Raw genomic sequence first — 23,442 nt, forward strand, 5'->3', positions numbered from 1 at the left:
GCCCAATTACGTTGCCTTGTGAAAGAAGGTATCCTTTTATGACGTGCATTCTTGTGACGGCGGCCGGGGGCACATTGGCCCCCTTGAACATCCGGTTACTTCGGGAAAGTCGTCGGCATGCGGTGACGGTTGTCGCCGTCGACTCGCGGCCTGAGGCGGCTGGCAAGGATTTCGCGGATCACTTCAGCGTTGTTCCCCCGGCCAATGATCCAGGTTACGTATCGGCGATTGTTACCCTGATCCAGCGGTATGGCGTGACTATTGTGCTGCCATGGTCAGATGAAGAAGCAATCACCCTGGCGACACATCGTGAAACCATTGAGCAAACGGGTGCTTTGCTTGCCTGCGCGGATCTGTGGTCCTTACATACGATGAGCAACAAGGCCACCTCGATGCGGCATTTGTCGGCGCATGGTATTCGGATTCCCAAATGGCATATCGTTGAATCGGTCGACTCGCTGCAGCGTGATATCGATAAGGCAATGCATGACAATGCCGAACTGGTCATAAAGCCAATGCAATCGCGTGGTGGGCGAGAGGTTTATGTCATCCGGAATGATATTGTTGGGCAGGTCGATTATTATGGATCGCGGGAATGTCATACCGATTGGGCGACGTTTGAAAAGACCTATCGCCAGGGTGTTAATGCACAACTGCCAGTCATGATGATGGAACGGCTGTTTCTCCCAGCCCTGGATATCGACGTTCTGGCCTGGCAGGGAAAACTCGTACAGGCGGTCCCCAGAGAGCGTCTGAATCCATCAGGCATTCCCTTCCGGGGCAGTATTTTTCGGGACACAGATGCGTTGACCAGGATTGCGCAGGATGTGGTTGCATCCCTGAACTTATCCTGGCTCTATGACATTGACTTGATGAGTGATGCGGATGGGAATCCTGTTGTCATCGAACTCAATCCCCGCCCAAGCGGCAGCATCGCCGCATCCATTCATGCCGGAATCCCTTTCTATGAAATGCTGATGGATCTGGCAGCCGGGATCGTGCCAAGCGCTGTTGCGATACCAGAAGATGGTCAGCGGATTGTACCCTTTATGGATTGTTCTTTCCCGGTTGGAGCCCAATGATGTCTTCGTCTTCGCCATCAATGCGTGGAAAAGTTGTTGCGATTGTTCAGGCACGAATGGGGTCCACTCGGCTGCCAGGTAAATCTCTTTTGCCCCTGTCGGGTAAGCCGGCAATAGAGCGCTTGTTAAGCCGGCTGGCGCGGGCGCACCAGGTTGATGAGATTTGGGTGGCAACCAGTGATAAGGGTGAGAATGATCCTTTGGTTGCTTTGGTGGAGAGGCTGGGCTTCCCGGTCTTTCGTGGCGATGAGAATGATGTCTTGTCCCGTTTCGCCATCGTCGCCCAGAAAAGCGGTGCCGATGCGATTGTCCGCGTCACAGGTGACTGCCCGCTGATTGATCCGGTTGTTGTCGACAGTATCATTCAGCATTTCCGGGCCTCCGATGCGGATTTTGTCTCCAATACTTTAACCCGCAGCTTTCCTGATGGCCTGGATGTAGAGGTTTTCACCGTTGCTGCCTTGAATGAGGCCGCGTCAAAGGCGCAAGAGCCCTTTTTACGCCAGCATGTAACACCGTACATTCATGGCCGTTTAAAAGACCGCTTCCCTGCGGGGGATTTCAAACGGGAGCAAGTCATATGGCCACAGAATTATGGGCATTTGCGGTGGACATTGGATGAGGCAGCGGATGCTGATTTTCTGAGCAGGGTGTTTTCTGATCTGCCGGAACAGTGCGGCTGGTTGGATGTGATCGCCTATTGCACGGCCAATCCAGCGCTGTTTTTCTTCAATAGATCCATTCCCCATAATCAGGGAACTACCCTTGATCTGCAGGAGTCGAGGGGGCGTTACCAGGAAAGCAATCGCCTGTTTGAACGCGCACGCCAGACAATACCGCTGGCCAGTCAGACATTTTCCAAAAGTTACCAGCAATGGGTAAAGGGGTCGACGCCCCTGTTTTTGGATCGCGGTCAGGGCGGCTGGGTTTGGGATGTTGACGGCAATCGCTATGCGGATTTTGTTCTGGGCTTGCTGCCCGTCATTCTGGGCTATGCCGATCCGGACGTGAATGCCGCGATGATGGACCAGATGGAACGCGGTGCAACATTCTCATTGCCGACGCGCCTGGAAATGGAATTGGCGGAACGCTTGGTTCGGCTTATCCCCTGTGCCGAAAAGGTTCGTTTTGGTAAAAATGGTTCTGATGCGACAACAGCGGCGATCAGATTGGCCCGCGCAAAAACCGGTCGCGATAAGGTCGTTGTCGGTGGCTATCATGGTTGGCATGATTGGTATATTGGATCCACCGCCCGCCGCCTTGGCGTGCCCGGAGTGGTGCAAGATCTGACAGAGAATTTCGCCTTTAACGATGCCGATCAGCTGGAGGATATTCTGAAAGGGCAGCCCGACGCATTTGCCGCTGTCATTTTGGAACCGGCTGGAACAGTGAATCCGGCCCCGGGATTTCTGGAGCGTGTGCGCGCATTGACGGAACAGTACGGCGTTGTGCTGATATTTGACGAGATCGTAACCGGATTCCGGATGGATCTGGGCGGTGCACAGGCTGTGTATGGGGTCACGCCGGACCTGGCCTGTGTCGGGAAAGCCATGGGCAACGGGATGCCGATCGCAGCCGTCGTGGGGCGGTCAGATATTATGGACCTAATGGAGGATATTTTCTTTTCCGGCACATTTGGGGGGGAGGCGATTTCTCTGGCGGCAGCGATTGCAACAATTGATAAATTGGAAAGCCAGAATGTCATTCCACGCTTGAAGACCGTCGGAGCTAATTTTGCCACAATGGCCAATGGTATCTTCCGGGATGTCGGCATGGATAACTATGTTCAGGTCACCGATATTGATTGGTGGCCACGATTGAGTTTTTCTGAGGCACCGATTTCGGGCGGGTTACTGACCAGTTTGATGCGGCAGGAATTTGTCGCAAATGGTTTACTGCTGGGGGCTTCCTTTAATCTGTGTCTGGCGCAGGAGGATCACGGCTTTCAAAAGCATGTTGAACAAGGGATGCGGGCGGCTATGGAGCAAGTGAAGGAGCATATGGCCCTGCCTGATCCCAGTATGGCCCTGAAAGGCGATATGATTCAGCCCACATTCTCAGTTCGGAAATAGGGATGCCGCCATCCATTTCTCTTCGTCCTGCGACAATGGATGATGCTGGGATATTGCTGGATTGGGTTAACCAATCAGATTCCCTGGCTCATAAACTGAAGACGACAAAGCCAATAGAGGCGGATCAGCACTCTGCATGGCTTGCCGGCGCGCTAGAAAGCGAAGCCTGCCTGCTATGGATTCTGGAAGCAGAAGGAAGACCTGTTGGTCAGGTTCGGTTTCAGAAAACGGATGGCTCGCGCTGGAATATTGATATCTATATAGATGCTGCGTGCCGTGGATCTGGCGCGGCGCAATATGCAATTCGCACTGCTGCGGGCCTATTGGCCTTACGAGAGCCTTCGGCCATCTTGCAGGCTGATGTAAAGGCTGTGAATCAAGCATCCTTGAAACTATTTGATCGGCTGGGCTTTACGATGGAACAGGCGGGACCAGACTATTCCACCTTTTTCGTCCGAATAGGGGATATCAAATGATTGAGGGATTGACCAACATTGCCGTCATTGCGGCGCATCCGGACGATGAGGTGCTGGGATTTGGTGGCACGATGCATCGCATCTCATCAAAGGGTGGGGCCGTTTCTGTGCTGATACTTGCAACCGGTCTTGCCGCGCGACAGACCTCTGGCGCCGCAGACCCCTCAGATTTGGCGCAATTGCGGGAACACTCGGAAAGCGCTAACACCCTGCTGGGTGTGCGAGACCTTCAATTCGCAGATTTTCCTGATAACCGCATGGATACGGTAGCATTGCTGGATGTGGTTCACCGGGTGGAGGCCTTTCTGGACGGGGTTAAACCAGATGCGGTTTTCACGCATCATGCGGGGGATCTGAATGTGGATCACCAGATAACCGCCAAAGCCGTCCAAACAGCCTGCCGAAGCTTGCCTGGCTTCGCGCCGACACTTATTCATGGCGAGGTTTTGTCATCAACGGAATATGCCCTTCCAGAAGATCAGATTCAGCCAAACATGTATGTGGAACTCGGATCCTCTCTGGACGTGAAGATTGCTGCTATGGCCTGCTACAAAGAGGAGCTTAGAGACTTTCCACATCCCCGAAGTCTGGACGCCATTCGGGCGCAGGCAGCCCTGCGCGGCACGCAGAGCGGTGTTTCCGCAGCTGAGGCATTTCGTATTGTCCGTAAAGTCATCACATTATGAACGCTGGATTATCCGTGTCCGTAGGACTGATTCAAATTATCAATGAAAGTCTTGTCAGAGGACACTTCGCACATGGTCCCAGCGGATTAAGATGGAGGTTTCCTTGTTGCGATCAATCGCGAATGATCGGCCTTGGGGACTTCTATAGATGACGTCGCGAAAAATCGCTTTTGTGCTGCCCTCTTTTGCAGGGGGGGGTGCTGAGCGGGTTATGTTGCACTTTTTGCACAGCCTGAAGCCAGAACAGTATCAGGTTGTTCTTATCGTCCTAACGGGGGAAGGGCCACTTCGTGCCTCCCTCTCAAAATCAGTTCGGTTGATTGATCTTGGCGCGTCCCGTCTCAGAACCGCTCTGTTTCGCCTTAGACACTGTATTTCCAAAGAGAAGCCGGATGTTCTGGTCAGCACGATGGGTTATCTGAATCTGGCCGTGCTGGGCGTTTGCGCGACCTTGTCTCAGCCCCCTTCTGTAATCGTGCGTGAAGCCAATACGGTTGATAGCACGCTGCGCTGGTTGCCAATTGGTGTTGGGAAACTGGCTTATCGTCTGCTTTATCCACGCGCGGATTTTGTCGTATGCAATGCCCGCCATGTCGCTAATGAGTTGGAGGCACTGTGCCCTGGATTGCGCCGGTCGGTCGAATTGATCGTAAATCCCATCGATGTACCCGGACTTCGAATACAGGCGATACAACCGATATCGGAGGAATTCTCTAAGGGGTGGTTTGTCGCTATCGGGCGGCTGACGCCAGCAAAGGGTTTTGACCGATTACTGGAGGTCCTGTCTGAGTGTCCGCCGCAGGTAAAGGTGCTTTTCATTGGTGATGGGCCGGAACGGAGTCGGTTAGAGAGTTTGACCAAAAGCATGAATGTATCCCCCCAAGCGCGATTTATTGGCTTTCAGGACAATCCCTGGGCAATCCTGGCGCGCAGTCGAGGCCTTGTCATGATGTCACGTTGGGAAGGCCTGCCTAATGTCGCGCTGGAGGCGTTGGCATGTGGTGTTCCAGTTTATGGATTGGAAAGCGTGGACGGGTTAGGAGAGATTCAAGAACAGGCCGCACAAGGGGCGGTGTTGCTGGCACCAAACAGTCAAGAACTGGTGGATTTACTCTCCACATCGGCCATTTCAGGGTCAAAGTCTGACGAGTTAGCTCCCTCCCTGTTGCCAGCCGCCTTTGAAGGCGCGGTTGTGCGACAGCAGTTTATGTCTTTGGTCGAAAAGGCGCTTCATGAAAGGCACGGGCGTGCTGACACGGAATGATTTCATTAAAATATTTTTGGCGGCCCTGATCATCCGCGGGGCACATATTATTTTTTTGGTCGCTATTGGTGTCGGCGTGACCGCACCGGATTCAGGTCTGTATCTTGATAGGGCAGATTGGTTTTTTCGAACGGGTGCGTTTTTATTCGGCCCTGCAGGTGCCCCCGTACCCGATTATGAACGGGTTTATGGCTATACATTGGTCCTGGCCGGACTGAAGTCAGTCTTTGGCAGTATCTTGTTGCCTGCGGTTATTTTTCAATCGCTTGTCGATTCAGTAACAGTGTGCCTGATCGGGGCGGTTGCCTCCCGTATTGGGCGGCGGGTTGGTCTTTTGGCGGCCATTCTGGCCATTCTGTGGCCGAATATGGTGCTGCATTCAACGCTTCTGCTGTCAGATTCCCTGGCATTGGCAGCGTGCGTTGGGGGAATATTCTTTTTTGTACGCACCTTGGAGCGACGGTCTGTTAAACAAGCGGTCTGGATGTCGGTCTGCTTTGGAGTGTCGCTTGCGATCAGACCGGCGGCACTGCCCCTAGTTCCAGTCATATCCGTGATTCTGTGCGGGTATTTCTTCTGGTACGGAACGCTGCGATCCCCTTTTCTTGCGGTCGTTGTCGGGTTTTTGCCACTTGTATTTGCTGCATTGTTTCTCATGCCGCAGGTTTTACGAATTGAGCAGAATTTTGGAACCTATCGCATTACAGCACAGCAAGGGACCCATTTACTGAACTGGGTTACGGCGGAGATTTATGCCGAGAGTCGGGGAGGAACCCGGGGCCAATGGGCCAGCGAATTCGAGCAGGAGGCGATCCATCGTGCTGCGGATATTCCAAACACAGCTGCGTTTAAACAGTCTGATATTCGTGTTGCTTTGGCATGGGAGAAACTTTCAGAGATTGCGCCGTTGGATATAGCCGTCACTTGGGGCCGCGCGGCTGCAATGAACCTGATCTTGCCCAGTCTTATGGTGCATCCGGTGGTCCAAAACCTGAAGTCTGAATCTTTCTCCAACTCTTCTGGGACCGGCATTATAGATCGCGTCACAAGCTTTGTTCAACGACAGTCCAGCGGGTATGTAGCGATTACAATAATCTCTCTTACAATTGTCGCTATTGGCAGCCTGTTTGCCGTGTGGGGACTTATACTATCCGGGCGTCAGTATCCAAAAATGACCCTGTTGGGCCTGGGATATTGTGCCTACTATCTGGTGCTGACCGGCCCGGTATTGGGGGCAAAATACGCCTTGCCCTTTGATCCTGTCCTTATTGTCTGGACGGCTTTGGGAATACTGGGCGGTCTGGATAGATTTCGAATGTTGCGCGAGGTAAAAGTCTAATGGGTATCGATCCGACTGCATTTGTGCATGCCTCTGCTATCGTTGACGAAGGCGCTGTGGTTAATGCGGACTGTAAAATCTGGCATTTTGTGCATGTCTTATCCAATACCAGCATTGGGCGCGGCAGTGTTCTTGGTCAAAATGTTATGGCGGGCCCAAATGTTACCATTGGGTCGGGGTGCAAGATTCAAAACAATGTCTCATTGTATAAAGGTGTTACGCTGGAAGCGGATGTCTTTTGCGGCCCATCCTGTGTTTTCACCAATGTCCTGACACCGCGTGCATTTGTTGAACGCAAGGATGAATTCCTGCCAACACTGGTTCGTATGGGGGCGACAATTGGCGCGAATGCCACCATCATCTGTGGTGTCACGATTGGCCGCTATGCAATGATCGGGGCAGGGGCGGTTGTCACCAAGGATATACCGGATCATGCATTGGTTGTTGGGAATCCAGCCCGACACTTGGGATGGGTCGGTCGCAGTGGCGATCGTTTGGATGAAAATCTAGTCTGCCCGCGAACCGGCGAGCGATATCAGCTGTCCGATTCTGGTCTTTCGCTTTGTGAGTGACGTTAGAACCTCTTTACGAATTTTTCCAAGCGCAGGTGTTTAATGGTCAAAGTTGAGATGGTTGATCTCAAGGCGCAGATGGCGTCAATCGGTGCGCAGATTTCAGCGCGGATTGCCGATGTCTTGGCGCATGGTCAGTTCATTATGGGCCCAGAAGTTGTGGAACTGGAAGAGGCGCTCTCCCAGTTTTGTGGCGCGCCTCATACAGTGACGTGCGGTAATGGTACAGATGCCTTGCAAATCGCCCTGATGGCCGATGGCATTGGTCCCGGGGATGCCGTCTTTGTTCCCGGTTTTACATTCACGGCGACGGCGGAAGCGGTGCTTGTTCTGGGCGCGCGACCGGTATTTTGCGATATTGATCCGGCCACATTTAACCTGGATCCGGAAAGTTTGAAGGACGCGGTTGATCGTGTTCGTAAGGAGGGAAAATTAATCCCCCGCGCGGTCATTTCTGTGGACCTGTTCGGACTGCCCGGAGATTATGCGCGGCTTGTCCCCTATTGCGACCAGGAGGGATTGCTGCTGATTGCTGATTCCGCGCAAGCCTTTGGAGCCGCTCAGGGGCATCGCAATGTCGGTGTTCTGGCGCCTGTCACAACGACCAGTTTCTTTCCCGCAAAACCATTGGGATGTTTTGGCGACGGCGGGGCCTTGTTCACCGACGATGCGCAGCGGGCCAGGCTCTATCGGTCTCTGCGCGCGCATGGAAAGGGGGATGAGAAATACGATATCGTCCGGGTGGGATTAAACAGCAGGCTGGACACGATACAGGCGGCAATTCTTTTGGAGAAGCTGAAGATTTTTCAGGGTGAAATCGATGCCCGTCGAAGAATCGCGCACGCCTATACCGAAAGACTGAGAGGTCATGTCATAACGCCTGAAATCCCGACCGGGACGAACTCCGTATGGGCGCAATATTCGATCCGGTCTGATCGACGCGATGCGATTATGGCGGCGTTTCGCCATAAGGGATTGCCCTTTGCCATCTATTATCCGCGACCGATGCATCATCAAACGGCCTATCGTGAGTTTGGCTTGGGAGAAGGATCGCTTCCTATTTCAGAAAACACTTCCGAAACAATTCTCAGCTTGCCGATGCATCCCTATTTATCAGATAGGGCGATCAATGCGGTCTGCGAAACCGTTCTCGCCGCTGTCCAGGCCTAGCCACGCAATCGCGATATCCCGATATTGATTGGATTTATGTATGAATTATCGCCCTGAGATAGATGGCTTGCGGGCCATTGCCGTGTTGAGCGTGATTTTCTTTCATGCCGGATTTTCGGGTTTTTCAGGTGGCTATGTCGGTGTTGATGTTTTTTTCGTAATAAGCGGTTATTTGATTACATCGATACTTCTGAAAGATATTCGGACGGCACAGTTTTCGCTGATCAAATTTTATGATCGACGGGTGCGACGTATCATACCTGCACTCTTTCTGGTTATGGGCGTTACCATACCGTTTGCCTGGATGTGGATGTCCCCTGAGCAGTTACGGGATCATTCTCAGAATTTAACGGCAACAACGCTGTTTCTTTCAAACATCCTTTTTTATCTGAAAATGGGTTATTTCGCGCAAGCCGGGGAACTTGTGCCTTTGCTGCATACATGGAGCTTAGCCATTGAAGAGCAATACTATCTGTTCTTCCCAATCCTTATGGCTTTGCTCTTAAGGGGGCGATCTTTAAAAGCGCTAACAGTCGGGATTCTGATCGCTTTCCTGGCCAGTTTGTACATTGCTGTATTTGGTTTGGATCTGAATTTTTCATCGGACGGTAAAAATCAATTCCTAGAGAGATTGAACTTCTTACCAAATTCGTTCTTTTTGACATTTGGTCGCGTATGGGAATTGATGGTTGGTGCCTTGATTGCCCTGTGGATACCCAGCCCCAGGTCCAATACTTTTTCTTCCATCGGCTCGTTTTGTGGGCTCTTGGCTGTTATTGGAAGTGTTTTCTTATTTGACGAATCCACCCCGATGCCGGGCCTTTTCACACTCATACCGGTTCTTGGTACCGCTGCGCTTATCGCGTGCACCTCAAGCACATCCTTGGTGGGGCGTTGTTTGAGCGCCAGGCCATTCGTCAGTATCGGATTGATTAGCTACAGCGCGTATCTGTGGCATCAGCCGGTTTTTGCGTTTGCCCGTTTGCGCAGTTTGAATGAACCATCGCTATGGATGATGGTTGGGCTTTGTGTTTTGGCATTGGTCCTGGGATGGGCGTCATGGCGCTATGTTGAAACGCCGTTCAGGAAGAAAGGCCTGGTGAAAACACGAACGGTCTTTGTCGCATCAGCTGTAACAGGGGCTGTTTTATTTGTGGTTGGATTGACTGGGTATATTGCGAAGGGATTCCCCGCGCGGTTTTCGGATGTTCAGGAACAGATCGCACCGCCGCAAACAAATATGGAAACGGCCTGCAAAGACAACTGGCACTATCCCTATGGCAAGGAGACGCGTTTCAGTTACTGTGAGTTTGGAGATAAGAGTGCGAACAAAACTGTTGCACTTATTGGCGATTCCCATGCCGAGGCCTTGTTCTCGACCCTAGATCAAGAACTTAAGGATCGAAAGTTGCGTGGTGTTCGTTTGGCTGCGGGGCAGTGTCATCCCATCCCTGGTTTTGTTGATGATCAAAGGCCAACACTTGGCCCCTTCTGTCAGGAAGTCTACAAGGTATTGTTTTTATTCCTTAAAGAAAAAACAGATATGGCTATCGTTTCTGTTCGATGGTCATTCCAACTGTATCCAATTGAAAATTCGATAGAGACTCTCCTGTTTGATAATGGCGAAGGGGGTGTCGAGGTCGGGCCGCGATATCGAGAGAATCTTACGTTTGATCAGAATGGGCTAAACAACGACGCTACTATAAAACGGAATATGTTGAATGAGTTCTTGGCACGGTTAGTAGACAGTGGGCACCCGATTGGGGTGGTCTTGCCGGTCCCGGAAATTGGCTGGCATGTGCCAAACTACAATTTCAAAAAATTCGTTTTATCTGGTTTGAAGGTGCCTGAATTTGTTTCAATCTCCTATGAGGTTTTTAAGAAGCGTAATCGCTTTGTGAATGATGTTTTTGAAAATACCCCGTCCCGATCCAAGTTAATATACATTCGTCCCGAGAAAGTATTGTGTGACACATATGTATCCAACAGATGCGTCGCTCAAATTGGGCAGAGACCACTTTACTACGATGATGATCACTTATCTGATTATGGGGCGAAATTAGTTCTTGCTCCCTCACTATCAGAACTTTTCAGCGAGATAGGCGCCGTTGATGGAAACTAGTCCAGTTGTGGTTTTCCATCAGGTTTCCGATACAGTGATTTGGGTAAGCGATATTTTCTGAGATTCTTGATTCTTAATCCCATAAAGGTCGGCATAGGCGCGGGCCATGACGGGCAGTCCGAAATTCTCCATTATTCTTAAATATGCGGCATTTCCCTTTCGCCGTAGCTCCTGTTCTGGAAGAGTGCAGAAAGCACGAATACTTGCTTTCAATGCAGCCGGATCATTCGTTGGAATGGACCACCCTGTCTCTCCGACGATAATGCTGGAATCGCCCGATTCCGTGGCAATGGGTGTTAACCCGCACGCCATCCCCTCCGAGAGAGCATTCGAAAAACCCTCCCCATAGAGTGAACTTGATATCACCCCATCACCGGCTTGCAATAAGTCAGCTACATCAGCCCTTTGGCCAAGCGCGATAACGCGCTCTTGAGGCGGCAGGTCCTGTGTGCCCTTCCCGATCATGACCAGCCAGACGTCCTGTATCTCAGACACAGCCTGTAACAGCCCGGCATGGTTTTTCATGGGATCGACGCGGGCGACGTGAAAAAGCACACGGGCATCTTGAGGTAATCCCAATTCAAGGCGCATTTTCTCACGCAATTCTGGCCTTGGATAGAAGACGCTTGTATCAATCCCGTTGTGGATCACACCCATTCGTTCCGGGCGATACCCTAAATTCTTGTGAACCCGTGCCCCTGCCTGCGAATTGGCGATGATGAAATCAGGAATACGAGACAGTAAGACGCATGTTTTTATAACCCACCACAAGGCGCGGCGATATTGAGAAAGGTCCATGTCGGAACATCGTATTCCCCATATCAATTTGGTGCATCGGCGGCGACCAGAGAAGAACAAAGCCAAGAAGCTTGCCAGGTCCCCATGATACATCCAGCCTTGAACCACTGCTGGCTTTAGGGTTCTGATAAGGTGTATTAGCTTTATCATTCCGAATATGTCTGGATGGTTTCTCCTGAAATTGAGATGATGACATTCAACTCCCATCGACCGGACACGCTCTGTCAGGGCACCTTCTTTCATGAGCGAAATGATTACAGGTCGAAAAACGGACTTTTGATGATTTGCTAAGGCAAGCAGCATTGATTCTGCGCCACCACGATTCAACGAGTTAATTACATGAAATATAACAGGACGCTGTAGAGAATTTTCTTCGCTTTGTCCAAGAAGATACCGTCTTGTCTGTAGACTAGCCGCCCCTATCAAAGCGCCTAGCATGAGCCAAAACAGTCGCTGAAAAGAAATTTCATGGACCAAACCAAATGCAAGCAAGCATAAACACGCCCCCAGCATAATTCGAACCGATGGGGCTCTTAAGCTCACTTTGCGCCGGACAATCAGAAAAATTCCATAGATGGGTAAAGAAGCCGTGACAAGGAGTCCAAACAAACCGAACTCAACAAGAATCCAAAGCACAGTAGAATGTAAAACAAGTGGGGTTTTGCTAATATCTGTGGACTGGACATGATTCAGAAATCCACCAAGTCCAGTCCCCCAGATAATGTTATCTGACCAGATTTTAATTGCCAGATTGAAGCTTTCCAGCCTTTCGATATAGGTGGCTGCACTTGAAGTTTCTAGATTAGGTGCCAGGGCTCGTGATTGGTATGCGAGCTCGGCTGTGGGACTCAAAAGCAAACCTATCATCCGGATGCTCATGTAAGCAGCGATCGCTAGTGCAATAGCGTGGATAATTCTTTTTCTGCTGCCGATATTAAAAAATAAACACGTGGCGATCAGAACAAAGTTAACAAGGATCCCCGTTTTGGATTGTGTTTGCCACACACCATATAAAAGGACGGCGGTAAGGATTGTCCAGAAGACAGCCGCCCAATCATTCCCACGCCTGTCTGAATACGTAAAGGCGCATACAAGGGCCAGGGTCAGCTGAAATGCAAATGTGTTCCGGTTGGCGGAAAACCCTTCAAAGTTTGATTCAAAAAGAACAGGTATTCCCAGCACCCATTCTATAAATACAAGCGCCAGATTGAATGTGGTGATAATGGCTGCAGAGACAACGATAAGTTCCGCCATTCGGCGTAGGCCATGAGTGCCCCATTTCTCGACCAAGAGTGCACCAATACAGAAATATCCCAATAATACGAACCAGCCGATCAGTCTGTTTTGAAGCGCCCAGTTATGTAAACCATAATTATACCACCCGTGTAAGAAGCTGAAGATCAATAAGGAGGTCATGGCAATAAGCCAGGTTTTTACATTCCCTGATAGGGTTAGAAATTTAGAGTTGGATAGTAAATATATAATAGGAATCAAAAACAAACCAAGAATTGCAAATGCATCAGCAATATTTATGGTAATTAAGCCTGATCCAATTTGAGCATGGATCTGAAAGAAGACCAAGATAGTTGTGATTGATGGAAGAATTAAGGCGAGTGTTCGGTCTGAAAAATCATCCGCTGCAGTTGTTAGAATTGAGTTATTATTTGATTTGAGAGATTTGTTTGCCTCAAAGAATTGCCTTTCCTTGTCCTGTACGCGCCGAAGAAGAAAGGCGGAGAAAATTAAAATGACAGCGGTTGAAGATATCCCGATGAAGGCGGAAATTGCGATTGCCTCGGTCCCTGTTAATCCGACTTTCTGAAATGCGATACTTGCCGCGATTTCGCGTACACCCCATCCGTTTATACTTATGGGTAAACTTGCGGCAAAGCTGACTACAGCCGAGGCGGCCAGGACTTTTAAGAATGAAGCATCGGGGGCGACTTGTAGTACAGCTATAAGATAGGCAAATAACACAAGTGTTTGGGCAATTACTGAAAGAAGGGATATTTCTCCAATACGAACAATGTTTTTCAATGTTCGGATTTTTCGCCAAAGCGCAGCCTCAAATGGTGATCGTGTAAAAAAACTAACAGTAATGATAATCAGGGTTAAAGCACAAAAAATCTGCCATAAAGGAAACTTGTTTAGTGTATTAAAAATCACGCTTGAATCTAATAAAGAAACCGCACCAAGTGCAAAAAGCACTGAACTGACCGCGAAAATAATTATTCTCTCATAAGTAGATATTAGAGTGCATGCCGAGAGAGGGACTTTCTTCCTATGCAAAAAGAACTGACGCCCTAGTATTGATCCAACAAATGAGAATATGAACAGGCTGGAGAAAAAACCATTCACTGACGCTTTCAGAGTCTCTATGAAATCAATTGGGTAGCCAAAGTGGCTTAAAAGTCTGTCCAGACGAAAAGTAACTATAATAATATTAATACACAATAATGATATTATGGAAAAAAAAGAAATAAAACTTATTTCTTTGTAAAAAGATATAAAACTTTGAAAATCGAGTATTTTGTAACAATAAAAAATTAATGTTATGCTGATGATTGCTGGAAAAATCATCCGTAAATTTTTGGGAAAATTGAGTAGTTTAATTTTCTTTGTCCCTAAAGCCATAATTCGGAAACCTGTTTATTGGAGGATATTCGCAAAAATGTCGGGACGGTAGCGGCATTTCCTGTCCAGGATGCTGGACTCAAAACTGTTATGTGCTCTGTGAATTTTATCTTTGATATGCGTCAGTAAGATACAAATTCTCGCTACCTTAGAAATTATCTACCTCTCACAGTTTTAGAATAAGACAAGTTATAAAGGGGTTCAACCGATCAATGCATTGGTTGAAGGTGTTCTTGAGGCTTGGCTTTTATAAATCCACCGGGGGGAAAACTGGATTCTGTGTTTAAGGAACCTTAGGAATCGGCAACATTAATTGTCCGAATACAGGTATTTCCTAATGCATCGTTGCTGGCAACACCGATGCGTCGCACGTCGGCGAGCGGCAGGGTATCCCCATGAAACGCATAGTACCAAACACCAGGCTCGTTTCCAAAATCAAGGTTGTCATGAATGAACCGCCTGGCCTTGGTTTCCAGCGCCAGGAAAGGTTGCGGTCCAAATGTTTTGCCTGCGCGTGTGCGGATTTCCAGGTAAGGGACGTCATCTTCAGGATTTGCATGAAGTTTGATCGTGAAATCGAGAGCGGGCTGGCTCATATCCAGGTTTAGAACCTGCCTGAAAGCATGCAGTGCCTCGGCGTATTCGAATTCGACTTCCGGGTATTTCTCAGCGGCCTTGGCAATCATGTCACGGACATGATCCACTTCAATTCCAATATCCCTGAAATCGTGGCTGCACAGGCCCATGATTGTTGGTTTGCCAGAGTCTGCACGCGCGAAAGCCTTGTCGACTTCGCGTTGGTCAATGCTGGCGGTGCGGCTCATTACATTCAATGAACGGGAAATTGCCCGACGGCAGTTCCCCGGTGTCTGATAGTCGTCATGGGCGGGATGATAGACTGACCAATCCGCTGGCGCCCGCCGCCAGTCGCCGGAGCGCCCCTTTCTGAAATCCACAGAAAGCTCCAATTCTTCCGGCGTATCGGTTGCCATGTTAGAACAATCAAACGGAATCCACTGTTCCAGTATCCAGTGGCTATCGGGACGCTCTGCCTGGAACCCGGCGCGAAAGACCGTTGGAAACCAGTTCCGCTCCAGGATTTTGCGGCAAATAATCTGCCAGAGTTCCGGGGAGTTGATGTAGGAGGTCGCGCACCGATGGGCATCACGATAGATAGACATTGGGTGAAAATGAAAATGAAGTCCATCCGGGCAATCCGCATACTCGCCCATCACCTCAATATAGCGATCAAATATGTTATGATATCCTAAATCGCGCCGTCTCGGATTGTTTTCGTAGCCGACCAGATCAAGGCAATGCCAGTTGTAGACCCACCCGTTACCCTGGGAATCCGGCATTTTCTGCCGGAAACGATTATCCATAATTCTGTCGAGCATTGCCAGGACTTCCGTCCATGTACCATTGATGCGAAGGCGATGCCCGCTGAGTGCTTCCGCAATTTTTGCGGTAAGCTCCTTTCCCAGATCAATCTCTCGTGCCTGCAGCTTTGCCAGCGTGTCACGGGTTCTGGGGAGATTTTTGATCCCAAAAAGTTCTTCAAGCCGTTCAAAGGTCGAGGCCAGTGATTCATTCAAGGGACCTTCTGTATCGATGCTATGAACAATATAGACACGTTTTTTCATGATCTAGGAAATCCACTTTAAAATTAAAATTTGCCCCTATTGCCCGAAAGCATATTCTGACCGGAACTGAGCAGACAGGATGTTCCTGTCGACCGTGTCATTGTGCGTCAAAGCGAGTGCCGTATCTGTAAACAGATCACTGTCGCGCTTCAAGGCCTGAGACTGTTTTGAGGCCAAATCTCGGATTTACTTCTCTTGGGAACCGAAGTGCCTTTGAAGATTTAGGCGTTTTGTTGGCAGCATGTAAATCCTTCCCTCATTGCCTCTGGCACGTCCGCTTCCACGCGAATGGAGGGCTTTTTCGGATAGAGCGGCAATTCAATCGCGCGGGCATGCAGATGCAAGGGGATTTCTGAGGTGGCTGAGCGGTCCTCTGGCGTGCCATACCAGGGGTCGCCCAAGATCGGGAAGCCTGACTGTGCACAGTGGACGCGGATCTGGTGGGTGCGGCCGGTATGGGGGGAGAGTTCCAGCCAGGTCAGGCCGGTCTTGCTGGTGCCCAGTATGTGATAGTCGGTGATCGCCTCTTGGCCTTCGCCGTCCTTGGCAACAACCATGCGCCAGCCTTTCTCGGCACTGGAAATCTTCGTTAAGGGGAAATCAATGCGTCCTGTTTCCTGGGGCGGTTGCCCGCGGACGACCGCCCAATAGGTCTTTTTTGCTCGCCCTTCTGAAAACAAGATCCCAAGCCGTCGCAGAGCCTTTGCATGCCGTCCCAGCACAAGACAGCCAGATGTGTCCCGATCCAACCTGTGGGCCAGGGCGGGCGGCTTGGGCAGGCCAAAGCGCAGGGCATCAAACGTATCCTCCAGGGATGGCCCCCCCGACGGTCCAGCATGGACATTCACGCCTGCGGGCTTGTTCACGACCAGGATCAACCCGTCGCGATAGAGTATTTCCGGTGTTTCCAAGGCGCTTACCCTCCTGCCATTTTCGGCAGGATATAGACTTCGCTGTCGGGCTGGATTGCCTGGAACTTGTCCAGGCGATAGAGCGTGCCGTCGATTGAGACGGTCACGCCCTTTGCCAGGATCGGTTTCAGCTTTGGGGCCGCTTCACCCAGGGCCGTCAGCATGCGGTCGATATTCGGGGCATCGATCTCAAATTCCTTCTGCCCATCGGCCATTCGGCTGAGGGATCCCCAGAGTTTGACCCGTGCCATGGTGCCTCCTATTCCGCAGCAAGCGGCTGGGCCTGCTCCTTCATCAGTTTCAGCAGACGCGGCGGGGACATGGGCAATTCTTCCGGTCGCGCGCCAACCGCAGCAGCCACCGCGTTTGCAACGGCGCCCAAAGGCGGCACGATGGAGGTTTCTCCAACGCCCCGCACGCCATAGGGATGGCCCGGATTGGGAACTTCCACGATCTGCGTATCGATCATCGGCAGGTCCGAGGCGACGGGCACGCGATAGTCCAGGAAGCCCGGATTTTCCATCACGCCCTTGTCGTTGTAGATATATTCCTCGTTCAGGGCCCAGCCGATGCCCTGAACAGCGCCGCCCTGCATCTGTCCTTCGACATAGGCGGGACTGACGGCCTTTCCGGCATCCTGCACGATCAGATAGCGCAGGATGGTGATGCGCCCGGTTTCCCGGTCCACTTCCGCATCCACCAGATGGGTGGCAAAGCTGGGGCCGGCACCATCGGCGCTGACCTCAAAATGTCCCGCAATCGGGCCACCTGTTTCACCTGCTTTCTTCGCAAGCTCCTTAATAGTCATCGGGGGAAACTCGCCCGCATTCGGACCGGCTGGGACGGCACAGCCATTCTCCCAGGTCACAGCATCGGCAGGAATTCCCCAGATTTTTGCGGCACGTTCGCACAGAACCTTTGCCGCATTGCGCGCGGCTTCGATCGTCGCCAATCCACTGGCAAAGGTCACCCGACTGCCATCGGTCACATCGTTAAAGCCCAAGGACCCGGTATCGGCGATGATCGTCTGAACATGATGATAGGGAATGCCCAGTTCTTCGGCTGCCATGGCACACATGGACGCCCGGCTGCCCCCGATATCGGGCGTGCCGACTGACAGAGCGACGGTGCCGTCAATGTTCAAGTTCAGAGTGACCGCCGTTTGTCCGCCGAAATTGAACCAGAAGCCGCTGGCAACGCCACGTCCCTGATTGGGGCCCAGCTTAATGGCGTAATTCGGATGCGCTTTCACCGCCTCCAACGTCTCCACCAGCCCGATATCACTATAGGTCGGGCCGTAGGCGGATTTGCTGCCCGATGTTGCCGCGTTCTTCAAACGGAAATCAACCGGGTCCATGCCGATTGTATGCGCAAGCTCCTCAACAATACTTTCCACCGCAAAGGCCGCCATTGGGGCGCCCGGTGCGCGATAGGCCGCTTGCTTCGGACGGTTGGTCACAACATCCCACCCAATCGCCTTCAGGGTCTTTGGCTGATAGCAGGCAAAGGCCGTCATGGCCCCCATCGAAACGGGTGAGCCTGGGAAGGCCCCGCCCTGATACTTCAATTCAGCCTGAGCTGCGGTGATGGTGCCGTCTTTCTTACAGCCCATCTTAACCCAAATTGCGCTGGAGGCTGTCGGGCCGGTGGCGCGGAAAACTTCGCCCCGGTTCATGACAATCTTCACAGGTTTTCCGGCCTTACGGGACAGGGCGACCGCGACAGGTTCGATAAAGACCGTTGTCTTGCCACCAAAGCCCCCCCCAATTTCAGAGGGGGTAACGCGCAGTTTTGACACATCCATGCCGTTCAACTGGGCACAGACGTCCCGGACCATGAATTGACCCTGGGTACAGCACCACAGATCGCCTGACCCATCACCGGAAATATTGGCCAGACAGGCATGGGGTTCGATATAGCCCTGATGCGCCGCGCCAGTGCGGAACTGACGTTCGATCACGACATCAGCCTCGGCAAAGCCTGCCTCGACATCGCCATAGCCTAATTCAATGCGCTCGGCGACATTGGTCGGGCGGTCTGGCGCATCTTCCACACCTTCTGTGCGGATGTGGTCGTGCAGGATCGGCGCATCATCCTTCATCGCCAATTCTACATCGACAACATGGGGCAGGACCTCGTAATCCACCTCAATCAGTTTCAGCGCCTTGGCGGCGATGCGGGGATTGCTGGCGGCAACGGCTGCCACGGCATGGCCATCATACAGAGCCTTTTCGCGGGCCATGACGTTATAGCGGATATTGGTCAGTTCACCATCTTCCAGGACCTGCGGATGGTCCGGGAAATCTGCCGCGGTGACGATGGCCTTTACGCCTTCCAGGGCAAGCGCCTTGGAGGTATCGATAGATTTGATGCGGGCATGGGCATGGGGGCTGCGCAGGATTTTCCCGTGCAGCAGGCCCGGCGCGGCCAGATCTGCCCCGAATTTGGCGCGGCCTGTTACCTTGTCGATACCATCCGGGCGGTTATGGCGATGACCAACGACTTTATAGGTGCGGTCGGCAGGATCACGATCAAGCGGCATGCGTCTCTCCTCTCATCTCCGCAGCGGCGGATTGAACGGCGCGGATGATTTTATCATACCCGGTACAGCGGCACAGATTGCCCGCCAACCAATAGCGAATTTCGGTTTCCGACGGATTGGCGTTTTGCGCCAACAGGGCTTTTGCGGCGACCAGGATGCCTGGCGTACAGATACCACATTGCAGGGCGGCCCCATTCAGGAAATGCCGTTGCAAGGGGTGCAGGTCCTCGCCATCGGCCATGCCTTCGATGGTCTCGACACTGCGGCCTTGCGCTTCAGCGCCCAGCACCAGACAGGAACAGACGGGACGCCCATCCAGAATGATGGTGCAGGCACCGCAATCGCCTGTGCCACAGCCTTCCTTGGATCCGGTCATTTGTAACCGGTCCCGCAGGACATCCAACAGGGTTTCTTCTGCGTCACACAGATATTCTGTCTGATCGCCGTTGATAGTCGTGGTGACGTGAAGCTGGCTCATAGATTTTTCTCCGCACGGGTTAGCGCGATTTTGGCGGCACGCTTTGCCAGTGTGCCTGCAATATCGGTACGGAACGCAACGGTTCCGCGCTTGTCGTCAATCGGGGTAGCGGCGGCGGAACACGCTGCTGCAAGAGCATTCAACGCGGCGTCATCCATCTTGGTTCCGATCAGGGCCTTGGCGGCGGTCTCCACCACCATGACTTTTGCGGCGACTGCGCCCAGGGAAACCCGGGCTGCGGTGCAGGTGCCTGATTTATCAACGGTCAGGCAGATGCCGACACCCACGACCGCGATATCCATTTCGGTTCGTGGAATGAATCGCAAATAGGCGTCCGAAGTTCCAGGGGCGCGCTTGGGCAAAAGAATGGAATCGACAAACTCTCCCTTCCCAAGGGATGTTTTACCAGGACCCGTTGCAATATCTTCAACCGGAACATCGCGGGTGCCCTTTGGGCCGATGACGCGGGCGACAGCCCCGGCGGCGACCATGGCGGGCACGCTGTCAGCGGCGGGGGAGGCGTTGCACAGATTGCCTGAAATCGTCGCGCGACCCTGAACCTGCGTCGATCCGATCAGGCTGGCGGCTTCACACACGCCTGGCCATCCGGCAACCGCTTGCGCATGTTCATTCAGCATAGCGCTGGGAACCGCAGCCCCGACACGCAGGCCATCGCTTTCCATTGTGATTGATTTCAGGGCATCAATCCGCTTCAGGTCGACGATCAAGTCGGGTTCAATGAATCCGGACCGCAGGCGAACCAGCAAATCTGTCCCCCCCGCCAAAATATGCGCCTTGCCAGCCGCATCGGCCAGCAAGGAGACAGCTGCCTGTACTGTAGTCGGACTTTCATACCGCATTCAGGGACTCCTGGCATAAGAAGGAAGGCGAGATTTTTATGTCCCGCCAGTATCGGAGGGAGTCTGTCGTGTCCGACGGCTTCTTTCAACCCGAAGATTTCTCACGTCAACTTTAGGGGAAGTATCTCCTATATTCACGGGCCTAATTTTACGTTTCCAGATTGTGAACGCCTCTAAAACAACCCTATATGCAGGGTTCTAGTATTTTCTTTCGATGACCAGTGAATAATACTATATTTTGATAAATATAAGCTTAACGGCACAAAGTCGGGTGAGGCAGCGTTTATGCACTATTTGCCAAGTACCTTTGATGAGCGCGGCGTAAACGTGCCTTTCACCAGTGAGGTGGTGCGTAACGCCCGGCTTCGAGGCAGCACCGCCAAAAATCGCGAGTTTCTTTTACCTGGCCTCAGTGGAGGCGAGGGAACTTATGTTGTCCCCTTCAAGGCACTGAGCAGTCTTGTTGACTTGAATATGTACGATCAGGCGCTTTTGGATAGTTTGGGTGAACTGACATCGATCACACCGTTTGATTTGCGTCAGGTTGTCTTGGACATGGATGCGCGTGGATATGGGGGCGTGCCGCGAACGCGTGCGGCCAAGCGTGAAATCAAGAATGCAGAAGATGTGCGCTTGTTCAATCAATGCCTGTTGATCGTTCGGGCTTTGAAATTGCTGGCCGATGATTCCCTGGATCTGGACTTGAAAGTTCTAATTACGCCGGAAGGCCAGAAGTTGGCAAAGGAGCAATTCAAATCCTATGCTGAAAAGTCCAACACAACGCCCGATGAAATTATGCAGAAGCTTGAGAGATGGGCGCGTCTGACGGGGACAATTGGCGTTCGGAATGCGGACCATCCCGGCTATTTGCGCCAGACCTATATTCATATGCAGACGATGACTGCGGATATAAAAGAGTATTTGTCGAAGGAACCGCCGGAAGTTCAGTTTATGGGGCGCGGCATTAATGACAGCGCCAAGCTGACGTCAGATATTGCCAATCGTGAAATGGAAAAATGCTGGTCTTTCGAGCATGATATCGGGACTGCGCTGACCCATGCCGACCTAACCATGAAACTGATGGAAGAGCACGTCCAGACGATCTCTTGGATCATTGACGGATGGCCGCGACTGATTGAAGCCTGGAATGAGTCCAGTGAGAGTTTCAGGGGAGAGCGTCGGAAAGTGTTGGAGATGATCTACGAGAATCTTCCAATCCTTCCCAAAAGTGTTCTGATTGGCGATCAAATTGATAAATTGAATGGTATTCGCGACACCCAGAAAGGATGGGTGAAAGCCAACACAGACTGGCGCACTGAACAGTTGGACCAGGAAATGCTGGGCAGGCTTACACAATTCAAAATGGTTGATCAGTGATATGACATCGATTTCCGAAGACAAGTTAAAGCGGCTGCAGCAGTATCTTGTCACATTGGGCGATGGCGAACTGCATGCGCTGACACGCGCCATTGAATATGGTCGGTCTATCAATTTTCAGGATATACCCGCAGCGAAAATTCTGGAGATGATTCGTCCAGCCCTGGTCGAAATCCGCCCCAAACATATTCCCACCCGCGACCGTGTCTTATGCGAGCCCTGCGAGGACCTGTTCATCAGTTATGTGCCGGATGTGAAGCGTGAGGCATTGATAGAACGCAAAAGTATCGCGCCCTTCATTAAAAAGAGCCAAGCCCTGTTAGGCGCAAAACTGGATGCGGCTGAAAAGGAGATGATCGAGGATTTCAAGGCCGAGCGCTGGAATGATCTGGAGATACGAAAGGCCGAGCTTTGGGCTCTCGCCGATGAGGCATGGCGCGCCGAATTTGCGGCCAAGAAATCTGGTGAGGCACAAAAGGCCCTGCTGATTGAATTGGGGGGCACCGATCGTTACGAGGATATTCTGGAGGCCGCTGCATGTCTGCACGTCGCGGCTTCCATCCGTGATGTGCGATTGCTGTATCCAAATCGACCTATTGTCCGATTGAAGAAGGATATGGTCGAAGCGTTTGTTTCTGTATTGAGCCAGGCAAATAACGACAAGCCAGAGGCTGCGGAAATGGTCGTTTGGACCATCCATCGTCGATTGAAGACAAAGACGGACATCATGACCATCTTTCGGTCTATGGATGTCACAAAAACCGTCTGGTGTTCCGGGATCCGGCAAGTTCGGGACCGGATCGAAAAATCCCTGCTGCAGGAATTGGACTCAACTGCTGACGATCTGGCAACAGCAATCAAGCGGGGCCGTATCGCGCCCGACGCCCTGTTTAACGAGTTGGAAACCTATCTGGACGAAATGGACCGATTGAAAGGCAGCGCATCAAAAGGGAATATCGATGCGACCAGGGCGACGGCCTTGCGGCACATCCGGTCCATTTCTGCTTTGGTTGATGAAACGGTCATACGGTCTGCAAAGAAAACGGTTACCCCGACCATCGAAACACTTTTGAATTTGGTGGAGTCGGGCACCGATCTAACAGACGACGTCCTGGACATGATCGAAAATGCCGAACGGATCGCTCTGTCCTTCAAACGGGTGAATGGCATCGCCGACCGGATTGGCGCAAAATCATCCTTTGAACGGGAGCGCCAGGCACTGGATAAGATGCTGATTGCGTCTGAAAACCGCCTGAAATTATGGCTGGATCAGCATCATGCGGCGAATCCGGAACTGGCTGAAGAAAGCGTCCTGTATTTTTGCCGCCTGATAGAGATCGTGTCGGGATCCAAACGCGCAAAGGATGCAAAACACCGGTTGTTTGTGGGGTTGGCGCGCTGATAGTTACCAAACAA

General features: G+C 51.7%; 18 protein-coding genes. 11 read left to right on the top strand and 7 right to left on the bottom strand.

Annotated elements, in window-relative coordinates; genetic code table 11:
• Window positions 1-38 precede the first annotated feature (38 nt).
• The 9 genes from ACOSDM_RS00985 to ACOSDM_RS01025 all read left to right on the top strand — a co-directional run bounded on the left by ACOSDM_RS00985 (window position 39) and on the right by ACOSDM_RS01025 (window position 10,783).
• A complete protein-coding gene (locus ACOSDM_RS00985) occupies window positions 39-1,082 on the top strand; it encodes an ATP-grasp domain-containing protein (protein WP_420722598.1) in 1,044 nt (347 codons plus the stop codon).
• Window positions 1,079-3,154 carry an aminotransferase class III-fold pyridoxal phosphate-dependent enzyme gene (locus ACOSDM_RS00990; protein ID WP_420722599.1) on the top strand — a complete coding sequence of 692 codons (2,076 nt, stop codon included), beginning with the start codon at window positions 1,079-1,081 and terminating at the stop codon, window positions 3,152-3,154. Before ACOSDM_RS00985 ends, ACOSDM_RS00990 begins: the two co-directional genes overlap by 4 nt.
• A 2-nt stretch (window positions 3,155-3,156) precedes the next feature.
• Window positions 3,157-3,630 carry a GNAT family N-acetyltransferase gene (locus ACOSDM_RS00995; RefSeq protein ID WP_420722600.1) on the top strand — a complete coding sequence of 158 codons (474 nt, stop codon included), beginning with the start codon at window positions 3,157-3,159 and terminating at the stop codon, window positions 3,628-3,630.
• Entirely contained in the window at window positions 3,627-4,316 is a 690-nt protein-coding gene (locus tag ACOSDM_RS01000) for a PIG-L deacetylase family protein (protein WP_420722601.1), read from the top strand. Before ACOSDM_RS00995 ends, ACOSDM_RS01000 begins: the two co-directional genes overlap by 4 nt.
• Window positions 4,317-4,464: 148 nt before the next feature.
• Window positions 4,465-5,580, top strand: a complete 1,116-nt coding sequence (locus tag ACOSDM_RS01005; protein ID WP_420722602.1) for a glycosyltransferase — start codon at window positions 4,465-4,467, stop codon at window positions 5,578-5,580.
• Entirely contained in the window at window positions 5,549-6,919 is a 1,371-nt protein-coding gene (locus ACOSDM_RS01010) for a glycosyltransferase family 39 protein (RefSeq protein WP_420722603.1), read from the top strand. Before ACOSDM_RS01005 ends, ACOSDM_RS01010 begins: the two co-directional genes overlap by 32 nt.
• Complete coding sequence (locus ACOSDM_RS01015) at window positions 6,919-7,491, top strand: acyltransferase (RefSeq protein WP_420722604.1); 573 nt, start codon at window positions 6,919-6,921, stop codon at window positions 7,489-7,491. Before ACOSDM_RS01010 ends, ACOSDM_RS01015 begins: the two co-directional genes overlap by 1 nt.
• Before the next feature lie 42 nt (window positions 7,492-7,533).
• A complete protein-coding gene (locus ACOSDM_RS01020; RefSeq protein ID WP_420722605.1) occupies window positions 7,534-8,661 on the top strand; it encodes a DegT/DnrJ/EryC1/StrS family aminotransferase in 1,128 nt (375 codons plus the stop codon).
• A gap of 40 nt (window positions 8,662-8,701) precedes the next feature.
• Window positions 8,702-10,783: an acyltransferase family protein gene (locus tag ACOSDM_RS01025; protein ID WP_420722606.1), complete on the top strand. Its 2,082-nt coding sequence runs from the start codon at window positions 8,702-8,704 to the stop codon at window positions 10,781-10,783.
• Window positions 10,784-10,801: 18 nt separating this feature from the next.
• On the opposite strand, the gene ACOSDM_RS01030 is transcribed toward ACOSDM_RS01025, so the two are convergent.
• From ACOSDM_RS01030 to ACOSDM_RS01060, 7 genes are all read right to left on the bottom strand, one after another.
• On the bottom strand, window positions 10,802-14,215 hold the full coding sequence (locus ACOSDM_RS01030; protein WP_420722607.1) for a glycosyltransferase: 3,414 nt from the start codon (window positions 14,213-14,215) through the stop codon (window positions 10,802-10,804).
• A gap of 293 nt (window positions 14,216-14,508) precedes the next feature.
• Window positions 14,509-15,858 (bottom strand): hypothetical protein, encoded by a 1,350-nt coding sequence (locus ACOSDM_RS01035; protein WP_420722608.1) that lies wholly within the window; start codon window positions 15,856-15,858, stop codon window positions 14,509-14,511.
• Window positions 15,859-16,079: 221 nt separating this feature from the next.
• Complete coding sequence (locus tag ACOSDM_RS01040) at window positions 16,080-16,769, bottom strand: RluA family pseudouridine synthase (RefSeq protein WP_420722609.1); 690 nt, start codon at window positions 16,767-16,769, stop codon at window positions 16,080-16,082.
• A 5-nt stretch (window positions 16,770-16,774) separates the two neighbouring features.
• Window positions 16,775-17,020 carry a MoaD/ThiS family protein gene (locus ACOSDM_RS01045; protein ID WP_420722610.1) on the bottom strand — a complete coding sequence of 82 codons (246 nt, stop codon included), beginning with the start codon at window positions 17,018-17,020 and terminating at the stop codon, window positions 16,775-16,777.
• Between the two features lie 8 nt (window positions 17,021-17,028).
• Window positions 17,029-19,311: a xanthine dehydrogenase family protein molybdopterin-binding subunit gene (locus ACOSDM_RS01050; protein WP_420722611.1), complete on the bottom strand. Its 2,283-nt coding sequence runs from the start codon at window positions 19,309-19,311 to the stop codon at window positions 17,029-17,031.
• The gene (locus ACOSDM_RS01055; RefSeq protein WP_420722612.1) at window positions 19,301-19,789 is read right to left on the bottom strand and encodes a (2Fe-2S)-binding protein; all 489 of its coding nucleotides are present in this window, start codon (window positions 19,787-19,789) and stop codon (window positions 19,301-19,303) included. The genes ACOSDM_RS01050 and ACOSDM_RS01055 overlap by 11 nt, the downstream gene beginning before the upstream one ends.
• Window positions 19,786-20,649, bottom strand: a complete 864-nt coding sequence (locus ACOSDM_RS01060; protein WP_420722613.1) for an FAD binding domain-containing protein — start codon at window positions 20,647-20,649, stop codon at window positions 19,786-19,788. Before ACOSDM_RS01060 ends, ACOSDM_RS01055 begins: the two co-directional genes overlap by 4 nt.
• Before the next feature lie 468 nt (window positions 20,650-21,117).
• On the opposite strand from ACOSDM_RS01060, the gene ACOSDM_RS01065 reads away from it, so the two are divergent.
• Both ACOSDM_RS01065 and ACOSDM_RS01070 read left to right on the top strand, forming a co-directional pair.
• Entirely contained in the window at window positions 21,118-22,026 is a 909-nt protein-coding gene (locus ACOSDM_RS01065; RefSeq protein WP_420722614.1) for a hypothetical protein, read from the top strand.
• A gap of 1 nt (window position 22,027) precedes the next feature.
• Window positions 22,028-23,428, top strand: a complete 1,401-nt coding sequence (locus ACOSDM_RS01070) for a hypothetical protein (protein WP_420722615.1) — start codon at window positions 22,028-22,030, stop codon at window positions 23,426-23,428.
• Window positions 23,429-23,442: the final 14 nt, after the last annotated feature.

Source organism: Hwanghaeella sp. LZ110 (genome assembly GCF_048892525.1).
GTDB lineage: Bacteria > Pseudomonadota > Alphaproteobacteria > UBA8366 > Aestuariispiraceae > Pacificispira.

What these genes read in the sequence shown, in the direction of transcription:
- ACOSDM_RS00985 (WP_420722598.1), top strand. Translation starts at nt 39, where the DNA reads ATGACGTGCATTCTTGTGACGGCGGCCGGGGGCACATTGGCCCCCTTG.
- ACOSDM_RS00990 (WP_420722599.1), top strand. Translation starts at nt 1,079, where the DNA reads ATGATGTCTTCGTCTTCGCCATCAATGCGTGGAAAAGTTGTTGCGATT.
- ACOSDM_RS00995 (WP_420722600.1), top strand. Translation starts at nt 3,157, where the DNA reads ATGCCGCCATCCATTTCTCTTCGTCCTGCGACAATGGATGATGCTGGG.
- ACOSDM_RS01000 (WP_420722601.1), top strand. Translation starts at nt 3,627, where the DNA reads ATGATTGAGGGATTGACCAACATTGCCGTCATTGCGGCGCATCCGGAC.
- ACOSDM_RS01005 (WP_420722602.1), top strand. Translation starts at nt 4,465, where the DNA reads ATGACGTCGCGAAAAATCGCTTTTGTGCTGCCCTCTTTTGCAGGGGGG.
- ACOSDM_RS01010 (WP_420722603.1), top strand. Translation starts at nt 5,549, where the DNA reads ATGAAAGGCACGGGCGTGCTGACACGGAATGATTTCATTAAAATATTT.
- ACOSDM_RS01015 (WP_420722604.1), top strand. Translation starts at nt 6,919, where the DNA reads ATGGGTATCGATCCGACTGCATTTGTGCATGCCTCTGCTATCGTTGAC.
- ACOSDM_RS01020 (WP_420722605.1), top strand. Translation starts at nt 7,534, where the DNA reads ATGGTCAAAGTTGAGATGGTTGATCTCAAGGCGCAGATGGCGTCAATC.
- ACOSDM_RS01025 (WP_420722606.1), top strand. Translation starts at nt 8,702, where the DNA reads ATGAATTATCGCCCTGAGATAGATGGCTTGCGGGCCATTGCCGTGTTG.
- ACOSDM_RS01030 (WP_420722607.1), bottom strand. Translation starts at nt 14,215, where the DNA reads ATGGCTTTAGGGACAAAGAAAATTAAACTACTCAATTTTCCCAAAAAT.
- ACOSDM_RS01035 (WP_420722608.1), bottom strand. Translation starts at nt 15,858, where the DNA reads ATGAAAAAACGTGTCTATATTGTTCATAGCATCGATACAGAAGGTCCC.
- ACOSDM_RS01045 (WP_420722610.1), bottom strand. Translation starts at nt 17,020, where the DNA reads ATGGCACGGGTCAAACTCTGGGGATCCCTCAGCCGAATGGCCGATGGG.
- ACOSDM_RS01050 (WP_420722611.1), bottom strand. Translation starts at nt 19,311, where the DNA reads ATGCCGCTTGATCGTGATCCTGCCGACCGCACCTATAAAGTCGTTGGT.
- ACOSDM_RS01055 (WP_420722612.1), bottom strand. Translation starts at nt 19,789, where the DNA reads ATGAGCCAGCTTCACGTCACCACGACTATCAACGGCGATCAGACAGAA.
- ACOSDM_RS01060 (WP_420722613.1), bottom strand. Translation starts at nt 20,649, where the DNA reads ATGCGGTATGAAAGTCCGACTACAGTACAGGCAGCTGTCTCCTTGCTG.
- ACOSDM_RS01070 (WP_420722615.1), top strand. Translation starts at nt 22,028, where the DNA reads ATGACATCGATTTCCGAAGACAAGTTAAAGCGGCTGCAGCAGTATCTT.